12 protein-coding genes are annotated in these 12,990 nt (G+C 64.4%); 10 read left to right on the top strand and 2 right to left on the bottom strand.

The window, feature by feature from the left end; translation table 11 throughout:
• Positions 1-174 precede the first annotated feature (174 nt).
• Entirely contained in the window at positions 175-822 is a 648-nt protein-coding gene (locus L8F45_RS20965) for a GNAT family N-acetyltransferase (RefSeq protein ID WP_342359788.1), read from the top strand.
• Positions 819-1,376 (top strand): GNAT family N-acetyltransferase, encoded by a 558-nt coding sequence (locus tag L8F45_RS20960; RefSeq protein WP_342359787.1) that lies wholly within the window; start codon positions 819-821, stop codon positions 1,374-1,376. Before L8F45_RS20965 ends, L8F45_RS20960 begins: the two co-directional genes overlap by 4 nt.
• Before the next feature lie 12 nt (positions 1,377-1,388).
• On the opposite strand, the gene solA is transcribed toward L8F45_RS20960, so the two are convergent.
• A complete protein-coding gene (solA, locus tag L8F45_RS20955) occupies positions 1,389-2,531 on the bottom strand; it encodes an N-methyl-L-tryptophan oxidase (RefSeq protein ID WP_342359786.1) in 1,143 nt (380 codons plus the stop codon).
• Between the two features lie 308 nt (positions 2,532-2,839).
• Here solA and L8F45_RS20950 point away from each other — a divergent pair, with 308 nt between their 5' ends.
• The 4 genes from L8F45_RS20950 (at position 2,840) to L8F45_RS20935 (ending at position 8,939) form a co-directional block, all read left to right on the top strand.
• Positions 2,840-5,143, top strand: coding sequence for a methyl-accepting chemotaxis protein (locus L8F45_RS20950; protein ID WP_342359785.1), 2,304 nt, complete (start codon positions 2,840-2,842; stop codon positions 5,141-5,143).
• A 309-nt stretch (positions 5,144-5,452) separates the two neighbouring features.
• Positions 5,453-6,613: an ABC transporter substrate-binding protein gene (locus L8F45_RS20945; RefSeq protein ID WP_342359784.1), complete on the top strand. Its 1,161-nt coding sequence runs from the start codon at positions 5,453-5,455 to the stop codon at positions 6,611-6,613.
• A gap of 25 nt (positions 6,614-6,638) precedes the next feature.
• Complete coding sequence (locus L8F45_RS20940; RefSeq protein ID WP_342359783.1) at positions 6,639-8,195, top strand: HAMP domain-containing protein; 1,557 nt, start codon at positions 6,639-6,641, stop codon at positions 8,193-8,195.
• A 96-nt stretch (positions 8,196-8,291) separates the two neighbouring features.
• On the top strand, positions 8,292-8,939 hold the full coding sequence (locus L8F45_RS20935; RefSeq protein ID WP_342359782.1) for a methyl-accepting chemotaxis protein: 648 nt from the start codon (positions 8,292-8,294) through the stop codon (positions 8,937-8,939).
• A gap of 52 nt (positions 8,940-8,991) precedes the next feature.
• Here L8F45_RS20935 and L8F45_RS20930 read toward each other — a convergent pair whose 3' ends face one another.
• On the bottom strand, positions 8,992-9,909 hold the full coding sequence (locus L8F45_RS20930; RefSeq protein ID WP_342359781.1) for a papain-like cysteine protease family protein: 918 nt from the start codon (positions 9,907-9,909) through the stop codon (positions 8,992-8,994).
• A 152-nt stretch (positions 9,910-10,061) separates the two neighbouring features.
• On the opposite strand from L8F45_RS20930, the gene obgE reads away from it, so the two are divergent.
• From obgE to proB, 4 genes are read left to right on the top strand one after another with little or no spacing between them, the layout of a single operon-like run.
• Positions 10,062-11,123: a GTPase ObgE gene (obgE, locus tag L8F45_RS20925; protein WP_342359780.1), complete on the top strand. Its 1,062-nt coding sequence runs from the start codon at positions 10,062-10,064 to the stop codon at positions 11,121-11,123.
• Positions 11,124-11,168: 45 nt separating this feature from the next.
• Positions 11,169-11,465, top strand: coding sequence for a type II toxin-antitoxin system VapB family antitoxin (locus L8F45_RS20920; RefSeq protein WP_342359779.1), 297 nt, complete (start codon positions 11,169-11,171; stop codon positions 11,463-11,465).
• On the top strand, positions 11,462-11,860 hold the full coding sequence (locus L8F45_RS20915) for a type II toxin-antitoxin system VapC family toxin (RefSeq protein ID WP_342359778.1): 399 nt from the start codon (positions 11,462-11,464) through the stop codon (positions 11,858-11,860). The genes L8F45_RS20920 and L8F45_RS20915 overlap by 4 nt, the downstream gene beginning before the upstream one ends.
• Entirely contained in the window at positions 11,857-12,981 is a 1,125-nt protein-coding gene (gene proB, locus L8F45_RS20910) for a glutamate 5-kinase (protein WP_342359777.1), read from the top strand. The genes L8F45_RS20915 and proB overlap by 4 nt, the downstream gene beginning before the upstream one ends.
• Positions 12,982-12,990: the final 9 nt, after the last annotated feature.

The raw sequence follows: 12,990 nt of genomic DNA, 5'->3' as shown, positions 1-12,990 counted from the left end.
GAGCAAATCCGACAAAGGGAGCTCCCGCCGGTCCCACCGGACCCGGAAGCTCCCCGAGAAGGCCTCCAAAAGGCCATTCCTCCGGGAAACGAACAGGGGAGGTGGGACAACCCACCTCCCCTTTGTCGTTTCAGGGCGCCGGCGTCCGTCGGCTTCCCAACCTGGAGCGGAACGATGTTCCCGGAATTGTGCCGTGACGACGTTTTCACCCTCGAGACCGCGCGGCTCTGGCTGCGCTGGCCGCGCGTTTCCGACGCCGCGGCCATCCAGCGTCTCGCGGGCGACAAAAACGTGGCGGAGATGACGGCGAATATTCCCCATCCCTATCCCGACGGGGCGGCGGAGGAATATGTCTTCCATGCCAGGAAGGGGAACGCTCTCGGCGATGCGCTTTCGCTTGCCATCACGCTGAAGCCGAAGCCTGGCGCGTTGATCGGCATGATCGGCGCGCGGCAGACGGCGGCGAGGGGCGTCGAAATCGCCTTCTGGCTCGGCTCCGACCATTCAGGCTCCGGCTTTATCACCGAGGCGGCGCGGTCGGTGATCGATGCGGTGTTCACCCTCACTGACCAGCCGGAGATCAGCGCCTCGGCGCGGGTGATCAATCCGGCCTCGCGCCGCGTGCTGGAGAAGTGCGGCTTCCGCCATGAAGGCTCGGCTCTGAGGGCCGCGCCGGCGCGCGGCGGCGCATTCCCGTGCGACCTGTTCCGGCTCGATCGCCGGACCTGGGAAGGGCTCAAGGCATGGGGCGCCTATGGCCTGCCGATCATTGGGCTGAAGCCGCCAGCCGGCTTCATCAGGGAGATGGAAGCGGCTGGATGAGGCTGACGGAACTGTCGACCGAACGTCTGCGACTTGAGCCGGTGGCGTTGACCCACGCCGCCGGCCTTTTTCCGCTGCTTAACAATTGGGAGGTGGTGCGCTGGTTGGGTCGGCCCAGTTGGCCGGCGCGTCGCGAGGACATGGAAGCGTTTTTCGTGCGCGCGGGCCGCGCCAACGAAGACGGCTCCGAAGCGACCGCCGCAATCATCTTTGAAGGCCGCGCGGTCGGGGTCATCGGCCTCGATCAGCGTCGCGGCGCCTGGCACATCGGCTACTGGCTTGGCCAGGACTATTGGGGGCGCGGCGTGATGAGCGAAGCCGTCGAGGCGATGCTGAACTTCTTCTTCTCGACGCGCGACGATCTCTTTCTCATGTCGGGCGTCATCGACGGCAACGCCGCGTCGCTTCGCATCCAGAAGAAGATGGGCTTCGTGCAGGTCGGCGAATCCATGATTGATTCCAACCCGCATGGACGGCGCGTCGGCCATATCGAAACGCTGCTTGGCCGCGAAGCGTGGCGGCGTCGTCAGATCTGGGCGGGATTGTTTATCTGATTGCGAATCCGCTCACGCCGCCTTTTTGAAGCGATCGAGCTTGAACGGCGAGAGATCGAACGGCGTCTCGCCTTTCGTGGCGAGATCCGCCGCGATCTCGCCGATCACGCTCGCGAATTTGAAGCCATGGCCCGAACAGCATGAAAGCAAGACGACCTGCTCGGCGCCGGGCAGCCGGTCGATGACGAAATGTTCGTCCGGCGTCACCGTGTACATGCAGGCGCGCGTTGTCAGAGGCGCGCCGGCCGCGTCGGGGATATAGCGTCTCAGGCAATCCTGAATCGCCTCGACCTGCCTTGGGTTGACGATGCGCGCGGGCGTATCAGGGTCGAACGGCTCGCGCGCGAAATGCGGCCCGCCAAGTTTGAAGCCGGGATGCTCCCACAATGGGAATCCATAAAAATTCCCTTCATCGACGGTGAGGATGAAGACGGGAAATCTGTCGGGCGAAAATAATGCGGGCTTCGTCGTCGCGAACCATCCGATGGTCTGCTTCACCACCTGCGCATGGGGTTGCAGGGCGTTCGCGAGTTCGGGGTTCCATGCGCCGGCGGACAGGACGAGTTGTCCCGCGCTGTAGGTCCCGCGCTCCGTCGTCACTTCGACGCCCCCTTGGGCGGTCGGACGCCATGAGATCATCGGTTCGTTCGTGCGAATTTCCGCGCCATGCGCCATGGCGAGCCCGGCATGAGCGAAGATGGCGCGCTCCGATGCGACAAAGCCGCCGTCGGGCTGCCAGAGGCCGCGATGCTCAGGCGTCAGCGTGAAAGCGGGAAAGCGCTTGGCGAGTTCTTTCGCATCGAGGACCTCATGCGTCAGATCATGCTCGACGCAGGAGGCGCGTGAGCTTTCGACGAAGCCCGCGCCTTCCGGCGCCAAGTCGACCGAGCCGGTCACGTAGAGAAGCTGAAGGTTGGCGCGGTCGCCCGTCTCTTTCCAGAGCTGATGGGCGCGCTTGAGCAACGGCACATATTGCGCGCCCTCGAAATAGGCGAGGCGGATGATCCGCGTCAGCCCATGCGACGAGCCCATGCCGTGGCCGAGATCGAAACGCTCCAGACCAAGCACACGTTTGCCGCGTTGGGCGAGATGCCAGCACGCCGCCGAACCCATGCCGCCGACGCCTGCGACGATCACGTCATAGCTGTTGCTCATGAGTCTCCGGAGGTTGTCGCGAGAAGCTGGATGGATGCTTTGGTGACTTGGTTTCGCCGGCCGGTCAAACCCGTCGGGAAAACAGCGCCGAAGCGCGCTCGCTGCCAGCTTGGTTACTGCTCCGTTAGCCGAATCTTTGCAATTTCAGAGTGAGATGCGCGGAAAGCGTACAGCGCCCTCGCGGCGCGCCGCCCAGTCGTCTGGCTGGCCGCTTCCGAAAATCGACGCCCGCCGCTGAAGGCGGGCGCTTGTTTTGCGCCGCAAGCCTGCGGTCGCCGGGAGAAGTGAGACGTAAGAGGGGTTGGGGAATGCGTCGCTTGTTTCAGCTTGCGCGATCTGGAGTCGGCGCGCGGATTTACGTGGCGATCGGCGGCGTGGTGGCGCTGACCATCGCCGCGTCGATGATCGCGTCCTTCTCCTTCACCCGCGTCGACCGCACCATCCAGAGTCTTGTCGACGAGCGTTACCCCATTGTCGAACTGTCGCGCGATCTCGCGCAGCAGGCGGCTGCTGCGGTCGCGCTGGCGCCGAAACTCGCCGATGTCGCGAACGATCAGGAGCGGGCCGCCCTGACGGCCCGACTCGCCGAGTCTGACAAGCGCATGCGCGAGATCGTTGACGAACTCGCAAGTCGTGGCGCGATCAATCGCGGGCAGTTCGACGCGATGATCAGTCGGTTGAGCGCCGAGATCCAGAAGGCGGATGCGGCGACCAAAACGCGCATCGCCATCGAGGCGGAAAAGACAGCCCGCGCAGTCGCGCTGAAGAAGGCTGGAGATCTCTTCTCCCTCGAACTCTCGGCCGACGTCACGGAGGCGAAATTCGCTCTGACGATGGGTCTCGACGACGCCATCGCAGCCGCGATGGACAAGCAGACCGACGACGTCCGCACGACGCTGCAGTCTCTCTCCAATCGCGATCTCGCCGGCTACGGCGCCGGGCTCAATATGTTGGCGGAAGGCCGCAACATGTATGGGCTGTTGCGTGAAGCGCTGGTGCTCGATCGCGCCGATCTTCTCGTGCCGGCGGAATTCCAGTTTCGCCTGAGCTATGGCGAGCTCACGAAATCTCTTGAAGAAGCTGACAAGGCCAGGCCTTTTCCGAAGCGCAAGACCATCACCACGACGCTTGCGGCGTTCGGCCTTGGCGACGACAGCCTATTCAAGTTGCGTGAGCGGGATTTTGCGAACCGGAAGACGCTGGCGTCGAATCTTTCTGCGGCCGGCGATGCGGCGAGGAGCCTCTATGGCGAGATCGACGGGGTGGTGACGGGATCGCGGACGGCTGCGAGCGATGCGACGCGTTCGGCCAAGTCGCTGATCGCGGGAAGTAGTTTGCTCTTGATCCTGATCGGTCTGGCGAGCGTGGCGGCGGCGGGCGCGATCGCCTGGTTCATCGTCAGGCCGCAGATCGTGAAGCGTCTGGCCCGCCTGTCGGTCGCGACGCAGGCGATCGCCGATGGCAGGCTGGACGCCGAGATTGACGCGAACGGGTCCGACGAGATCGGCGCGGTGGCGCGCGCCGTGGTCGGCTTCCGCGATGCGGCGATCGAGAAGGCGCGGATCGAGGAGCAGGCGGCCGAGCAGCGCCGCGCCGCCGGCGAGGAGCGGGCGCGCAACGAACAGGAGCGGGCCCGCAACGAGCAGATGCGCGAAGCGGGAGCCCGCGAGGTCGAGCAGGTGGTGGCGATGCTGGGCGATGGCCTGGCGCGTCTGGCCGAAGGCGATCTGAGCGTCGAGATATCAGGCGCCTGCGCGCCGGAATATCAGAAGCTGAAGGACGACTTCAACGTCGCCATCGCGCGTCTGCGCGAGACGGTGACGGCGATCGTGACCTCGACGCGCGAGGTGGCGAGCGCCTCGGCTGAGCTGTCGACCAGCACGACCGATCTGTCGCTGCGCACCGAAGAGCAGGCGGCGTCCCTGGAGAAGACGGCGGCGTCGCTTGAGAAGATCGCGGCGATCGTGCGCAAGAACGCCGAGAGCGCCGAGCAGGCGAACAAATATGCAGGAGCGACCCGGGGCGTGGCCGATCGCGGCAGCGAGGTGGTGTCGCAGGCGGTGAAGGCGGTGAGCCGGATCGAGGAGAGTTCGCACAAGATCGCCGACATCATCACGGTGATTGACGAGATCGCGCGTCAGACCAACCTTCTCGCGCTCAATGCGGCGGTCGAAGCCGCCAGAGCCGGCGAGGCGGGCCGGGGCTTTGCGGTGGTGGCGTCCGAGGTCAGAAGCCTCGCGCAGCGTTCGTCGCAGGCGGCGAGCGATATCAAGGATCTGATTCTGAACAGTTCGGGTCGGGTGAAGGAGGGGGTCGAGTTCGTCAATTCGGCGGGTTCGGCGCTGGGCGAGATCGTCGGCTCGATCCGTCAGGTGGCGGACATCGTGTCCGAGATCGTGAATGCGAGCGCCGAGCAGGCGAGCGGGGTCGAGCAGGTTCACGCCTCGCTGAGCCGGATGGATGTGGTGACGCAGCAGAACTCGGCGCTGGTCGAGGAGAACGCGGCCACCGCCAAGATGCTGGAGCAGCAGGCCGCCGCCATGGACGAGCAGGTCAGATTCTTCAGGCTCGAAGCCCAACGCCGCAGCCCCACGGGACGAAAAGCGGCGTGAAGAGAGCGACTGGCGGTGAGTAACGCCGCCTTGGCGCCAATCCCCATCGTAAACAGCACAAGATTGCTGACGCCGCGGGAGCGCATCGATCGCTTTTGCGTCGCCTTCCCTAACGAATAACGCACGCGTTGTGTGTATTTTACAAATCCGTTAGCGCTTTATTCGCTTTTCTCCGTTGTCCTGCCTGATGAGCGAGAATGCGTCTTTGGCGCTCGGGAGAACTGGACGCAATTAGGCGCCGTCGCATTTCGCGCAATTTAGATCCGGCCGGCGCATGCGCCGGGCGGAGGCCTGCGACGGAGATATCCGATGATTGGCAAGCGCGATTTTATCAAAGGCGTTGCGACGGTTGGCGCGATGACGGCTTTGCCGCGCGCCGCGTTTGCTGAAACCGGCGTCGCCGCCGACAAGATCACATTCGGCCAGGCGGCCGTGTTTGAAGGCCCGGCAAGCGCGCTTGGTCTTGGCATGCGCGACGGCATTCTCGCGGCCTTCGCGGAAGCGAACGCAGCCGCCGGCGTCAAGGGCCGCAAGATCGAGCTCGTCACCCAGGACGATGGCTACGAGCCCGCGAAATCAATCGAGGCGACGAAAGCGCTTCTGGCGCAGGGCGTTTTCGCCCTTGTCGGCCCTGTGGGAACGCCAACTTCGATGGCTGCGCTGCCGATCGTGAAAGAGGCCGGCGCGCCTTTCATCGGCCCCTTCACGGGCACCGAAGCGTTGCGCAATCCCTATCAGCCGCTCGTCGTGAATATCAGGGCCTCCTACTTTCAGGAAACCGAGGTGATGGTCGAGCGCCTCGTCAAGGATAAGGGCGCGGCCAAGATCGCGATCCTCTATCAGGACGACGCCTTCGGGCAGGCGGGCCTCGCCGGCGCGCGTCGCGCCATGGACAAGCGCAGCATGAAGCTGGTCGCGGAAGCCTCCTTCGAGCGCAACACCGTCGCCGTTCGCAGCGCGCTGCTCGAAATTCGCAAGGCCGAGCCCGAGGCCGTCATTTTGATCGGCCCCTACAAGCCCTGCGCGGAATTCATCAAGCTCTCGCGCCAGATCAAGTTCGGCCCGATTTTCATCAACATCTCCTTTGTCGGCAGCGACGCTCTGGCCCACGAACTGGGCGCGAACGGCGATGGTGTGCTGGTGACGCAAGTCGTGCCGTTCCCGGCCGATGCGTCGATCCCCGTCGTCGCCGCGTTCCATAAGGCTTTGAAGGCGTCGAAGCCGGATGCGCAGCCGGGCTTCGTGTCGCTCGAAGGCTATATCGTCGGCCGCACGGTCATCGCCGCACTGCAGAAGATCGATGGCGAGCCGACGCGCGCGGCCTTGATGGAGAAGCTGTCGAACGGCTCTTACGATCTCGGCGGATTCACGCTGAATTTCGGCCCGAACAACAATCAGGGTTCGAACGCCGTCTTTCTGACAGCCATCGGCGCGGATGGAAAATTCAAGCCGCTGACCGCGATCGCCTGATCGCGCGCTAACGAAGAGGGGCGGAATGCGTCGCTTGTTTCAGCTTGCGCGATCTGGAGTCGGCGCGCGGATTTATGTGGCGATCGGCGGCGTGGTGGCGCTGACCATCGCCGCGTCGGCGATCGCATCCTTCTCCTTCACCCGCGTCGACCGCACCATCCAGAGTCTCGTCGACGAGCGCTATCCCATCGTCGAACTGTCGCGCGATCTTGCGCAGCAGGCTGGCGCCGCGGTCGCGCAGGCGCCGAAGCTGGCTGACGTCGCATCCGAGCAGGAGCGGGCGGCGATCATTGCGAAGCTCGGCGAGTCGGATCAGCGCATGCGCTCGATCGTCGACGAACTTGCGAATCGGGGCGCGATTGATCGCGCCCAGTTCGACGCGATGATCGATCGCTTGAGCGCGGAGATTCGCAAGGCCGATGATGCGGCGAAGGCGCGCATCGCCATTGAAGCTGAGAAAGTGAAACGCTCGGATGAGCTGACCAAAGCGATCGATGGATTCAGCCAGGCGCTGATCGCCGGCGTCGACGATGCGCGTTTCAATCTGATGATCGGTTTGGAGGATGTATCGTCGGCGATCGATGCGAGCCAGGTCGACAAGATGAAGGAGACGCTTAAGAAGCTCGGCGATCATGATCTTGCCGCCTATGGCGCAGGGATGACGCTGATTGCCGAAGGTCATCAGGCCGCAGGCCTGCTGCGTCAGGTGCTGGTGCTCGATCGCGCGGAACTGCTCGCGCCTGCGCTCGATCAATATCGCGCCGTCTGGGGTCGCGCGACCAAGGCGCTGCGTTCGGCGGACGCCGTGGCGCCGGAGCCGAAGCGGAGAACGGCTGTGGAAACGTTGCTCGCCTTTGGTCTCGGAGAAAACAGCCTTTTCAAGTTGCGTGAGCGTGATTTTGCGAACCGGAAGACGCTGGCGTCGAATCTTTCTGCGGCCGGCGATGCGGCGAGGAGCCTCTATGGCGAGATCGACGGGGTGGTGACGGGATCGCGGACGGCTGCGAGCGATGCGACGCGTTCGGCCAAGTCGCTGATCGCGGGAAGTAGTTTGCTCTTGATCCTGATCGGTCTGGCGAGCGTGGCGGCGGCGGGCGCGATCGCCTGGTTCATCGTCAGGCCGCAGATCGTGAAGCGTCTGGCCCGCCTGTCGGTCGCGACGCAGGCGATCGCCGATGGCAGGCTGGACGCCGAGATTGACGCGAACGGGTCCGACGAGATCGGCGCGGTGGCGCGCGCCGTGGTCGGCTTCCGCGATGCGGCGATCGAGAAGGCGCGGATCGAGGAGCAGGCGGCCGAGCAGCGCCGCGCCGCCGGCGAGGAGCGGGCGCGCAACGAACAGGAGCGGGCCCGCAACGAGCAGATGCGCGAAGCGGGAGCCCGCGAGGTCGAGCAGGTGGTGGCGATGCTGGGCGATGGCCTGGCGCGTCTGGCCGAAGGCGATCTGAGCGTCGAGATATCAGGCCTGCGCGCCGGAATATCAGAAGCTGAAGGACGACTTCAACGTCGCCATCGCGCGTCTGCGCGAGACGGTGACGGCGATCGTGACCTCGACGCGCGAGGTGGCGAGCGCCTCGGCTGAGCTGTCGACCAGCACGACCGATCTGTCGCTGCGCACCGAAGAGCAGGCGGCGTCCCCGAGAAGACGGCGGCGTCGCTTGAGAAGATCGCGGCGATCGTGCGCAAGAACGCCGAGAGCGCCGAGCAGGCGAACAAATATGCAGGAGCGACCCGGGGCGTGGCCGATCGCGGCAGCGAGGTGGTGTCGCAGGCGGTGAAGGCGGTGAGCCGGATCGAGGAGAGTTCGCACAAGATCGCCGACATCATCACGGTGATTGACGAGATCGCGCGTCAGACCAACCTTCTCGCGCTCAATGCGGCGGTCGAAGCCGCCAGAGCCGGCGAGGCGGGCCGGGGCTTTGCGGTGGTGGCGTCCGAGGTCAGAAGCCTCGCGCAGCGTTCGTCGCAGGCGGCGAGCGATATCAAGGATCTGATTCTGAACAGTTCGGGTCGGGTGAAGGAGGGGGTCGAGTTCGTCAATTCGGCGGGTTCGGCGCTGGGCGAGATCGTCGGCTCGATCCGTCAGGTGGCGGACATCGTGTCCGAGATCGTGAATGCGAGCGCCGAGCAGGCGAGCGGGGTCGAGCAGGTTCACGCCTCGCTGAGCCGGATGGATGTGGTGACGCAGCAGAACTCGGCGCTGGTCGAGGAGAACGCGGCCACCGCCAAGATGCTGGAGCAGCAGGCCGCCGCCATGGACGAGCAGGTCAGATTCTTCAGGCTCGAAGCCCAACGCCGCAGCCCCACGGGACGAAAAGCGGCGTGAAGCGCTCGCTATATTTCAAGCGCCGAGCGGCTTGCATCCGCGCAGCGCAAGCCTACGGCACGACGACGGGCGTTCGGCTCGACGAATAGGCGAGGACGAATTCGCCGTCGAGTGGCCGCGACGTGTAATAGCTGATCGGCCGCGTCACATGCTGCCCGGTGAATTTGAAAGTCGAGCCGTCGGTCTTCTTTGAATAAACCGGCGTTGTCACCGTTCCCGATTGATCGGCGGGGATATCCTCGCGGCTGTAGGCGGAATTCTTTTCCGGATCGGGAAACCACGGCTCCATCACCTTCACCACGCCTTTATCCTCGTCGAGGCCATGGATCACATTGACATGGCCGCCGAGCGGGCCCGACGCGAATCCGATGATCATCGGGAACGGACGCGCCTTGATATAGCCCTCAAGCTTCGCCGCCGGAATTCGCTCTGAGCGAAGCGCCGACTGGCTGGGGAAAAAGCTCATGAAGGCTTGTTTTGTGATGCCGCCATTCGCGGTCCATTTCCCGGAGCCTGACCCGAGAATCGAGAGCTGATCTCGCGTCGTCACGCCCGGCGTCGCCTTCGTCCACCAGGCGAGGCAGGCGGCCCAGCACGCCATCGGATCAAGCTGACCCTCCGGAGGCGTGCCAATGCCGGTATCGCCGGCGTCAGTTCCGAAATTCCGCGCGTTGGCGCTGAGATCGTATTTTTCGCCGTCCATCGTGCATGAGCCGGTCCATTTGTCCGTGTCGATCGGAATGTCCCACGACTCTGTCGTCTGCGATCCGTTCCAGCGCGTTTTGAGCTTACCGCCCTGCGCGACCCACGTTCCGGATCCGTGCCGGCCGTTATGCTCGTCTTTCCAGGTCACCGTCCCGGTGGTCCCGGCGCCGCTGGGAGTGAAGGTGTAAACCCACCAGAAGGTTCGTGACGCATTCTTGCAGATCACGTTCCAGCTCGAAGCCGGCATCTTCTCGAATGAGGCCATGCGACAATGCCTGTTTCTGAAAAGCAGATTGGAAATGCCGGCGAGGCTGCAGCCATCCATCTCGTTACGTCAAGAGCTAATAACGGCGTGTGCGTCGCCGCACGGCGTCCGCGAAAGTTGTCCCCGCGCCTCGTCAGTTCTAAGAGCGCGCCATGAAATTCCTCGATCAGGCGAAAATCTATGTGAAGGCGGGCGACGGCGGAAACGGCTGCGTCTCCTTCCGGCGCGAGAAGTTCATTGAATATGGCGGACCCGACGGCGGCGATGGCGGCCGCGGCGGCGACGTCATCATCGAATGCGCCGAGGGGCTGAATACCCTCATCGACTATCGCTACCAGCAGCATTTCAAGGCGAAGAATGGCCAGGGCGGCATGGGCCGCCAGCGCGCCGGCGCCAAAGGCGCGGACGTCGTGATCAAGGTGCCGGCGGGCACCCAGATCCTCGACGAGGACGGCGAGATGCTGCTCGCCGATTTCACCGCGCCGGGCCAGCGCGAGGTGTTCCTGCGCGGCGGCAACGGCGGCTTCGGCAATCTCCATTTCACCACCTCGACCAACCGCGCTCCGCGCCACGCCAATCCCGGTTTGCCGGGCCTCGAGAAGACCATCATCCTCAGATTGAAGCTGATCGCCGACGCCGGCCTCGTCGGGCTTCCCAACGCCGGCAAGTCGACTTTCCTTGCCACCGTCACAGCGGCGAAGCCGAAGATCGCCGATTACCCCTTCACCACCCTGCATCCCGGCCTCGGCGTGGTGCGCATCGACGCCCGCGAATTTGTGCTGGCCGACATTCCCGGCCTGATCGAAGGCGCCCATGATGGAGTTGGGCTCGGCGACCGCTTCCTCGGCCATGTCGAGCGCTGCCGCGTCCTGCTCCATCTCGTGGACGCTACGGGCGAGCACGCCGGCAAGGACTACAAGATCGTCCGGGCAGAGCTTGAAGCCTATGGCGGCGGCTTGATCGAGAAGCCGGAGATCGTCGCGCTGTCGAAATGCGAGATCGCTGATCCCGAACATCTCAAGAAGCAGAAGCAACGCTTGAAGCGCGCCTGTGGGCAGACGCCGATGATTCTCTCCTCGGCGGCGCGTCAGGGCGTCGATGACGTCCTGCGCGCCCTGATGGTGGTGATCGAACGGGCGCGGGCGGAAGAGACGCCGGCGCCGACGAGAGAGGCTGCCGTGGAGAGCGACGAGACGTCGGAATGGCGGCCATGATCCGTTCGCGGACGCTCGGCGCCCTATGTGCTAGCATCATGACCCATGAAAGCTAGCAGCCGGCAGAAGCAGCTCAATATCCGCAGCGACGAGGCGTATGAGACGGCTCGCGCTCTGTCACATCGTCTCAAGCTTCCCACGCAGGAGGTCGTTCTACGTGCACTGCGGAAGCTTGCGACGGAGACCGGCGTCGAGACGGGTGAATTGCCGCCGGAGCTGACGACCGAAAATCTGGCGCGCCTTCGGGACGCGCGGCGCGAGGCGTGGGGAGGCAAACGGCCGCCTGTTGGGCTGACCTCCGAACATGACTGGCTCTACGACGAGAACGGGTTGCCGAAATGATTGCGCTCGATTCATCGGCGCTGGTTTCGGTCGCGATCGAAGAAGAGGGATTCGAGCAGTTCGAGCACACGATCTCGTCGCATCGTTGCGTCGTCGGCGCGCCGACCTTGCAGGAAATATATATGGTCCTGTGCGGGAAGCCCGATATCGATCCGGTTATCTTCATCGAACGGACGTTGTCTCTTCCGACAATTTCCGTCGTGGCTTTCACGCGATCACACTTTGACGTATCGCGCCTTGCATTTGATCTGTTCGGACGTGGTCGAGGGCATCCCGCAAAATTGAACTTCGGAGACTGCCTCTCATATGCGGTTGCGAAAGTCGCGGATGTGCCTCTCCTGTTTAGGGGAAAAGACTTTGACCAAACCGATATCCGCGCCGCGTTGCTTTCATGACCTCCGCTCCCCACCTCCACGACTTCCGGCGCATCGTCGTGAAGGTCGGCTCCTCGCTGCTGGTCGATCGCGCGAAGGGCGCGAAGACGGAATGGCTTGCGGCGCTCGTTGATGATCTCGCGCGTGAATATGCGCGCGGCGCCGACATTCTCGTGGTGTCGTCGGGCGCCATCGCGCTTGGGCGCACGGTGCTGAATCTGCCTGCGGGAGCGCTGAAACTGGAAGAAAGCCAGGCGGCGGCGGCGATCGGCCAGATCTCGCTTGCGCGGCTGTGGGCGGAGGCCTTGTCGGGCCACAGCGTTCCTGCAGGTCAAATCCTGCTCACGCTCAGCGACACCGAGGAGCGCCGTCGCTATCTCAATGCGCGCGCCACGGTCGGCAAGCTGCTCGAATTGCGCGCGGTGCCCGTCATCAACGAGAACGATACGGTCGCAACCTCAGAAATCCGCTATGGCGACAATGATCGCCTTGCCGCGCGCGTCGCCACGATGATGGGCGCCGATCTGCTCGTGCTTTTATCTGACATCGACGGGCTGTTCACGGCGCCGCCGCAGAGCGATCCGAACGCCGTCTTCATTCCCGTGGTGCCGCGCATCACCGCGGAGATCGAAGCGATGGCGGGCGGCGCCGCGTCGGAACTGTCGCGCGGCGGCATGCGCACCAAGATCGAGGCGGCGAAGATGGCGACCACCGGTGGCTGCGCCATGCTCATCGCCAATGGCAAACGCCTCAATCCGCTTGCCGCTGTCGCGGGCGGCGAGCGCTGCACATGGTTCCTCACGCCCTCCAATCCCGTGACCTCGCGCAAGAAATGGATCGCCGGATCGCTGGAGCCGAGAGGCGCGGTCCATCTCGACGCCGGCGCCGTGAGGGCGCTGCGCAGCGGTAAGAGCCTCCTGCCGGCCGGCGTGACCCGCATTGAAGGCGCGTTCGAGCGCGGCGACGCGGTCGCCATCCGGGGCCCCGGCGGCGATGAGGTCGGCCGCGGCCTTGTCGCTTATGACGCCGCGGACGCGACGCTGATCGCCGGCCGCTCCTCGCGCGACATCGAGGCTATCCTCGGCTATTCTGGCCGGGCCGAGATGATCCATCGGGATGACATGGCGCTCGCCGGCGAGTAAACGGCGTGC

It is taken from the genome of Terrirubrum flagellatum (assembly GCF_022059845.1).
GTDB lineage: Bacteria > Pseudomonadota > Alphaproteobacteria > Rhizobiales > Beijerinckiaceae > Terrirubrum > Terrirubrum flagellatum.
Note: the sequence above shows the minus strand (reverse complement) of the source record. Positions and strands in the feature narration are given on the sequence as shown.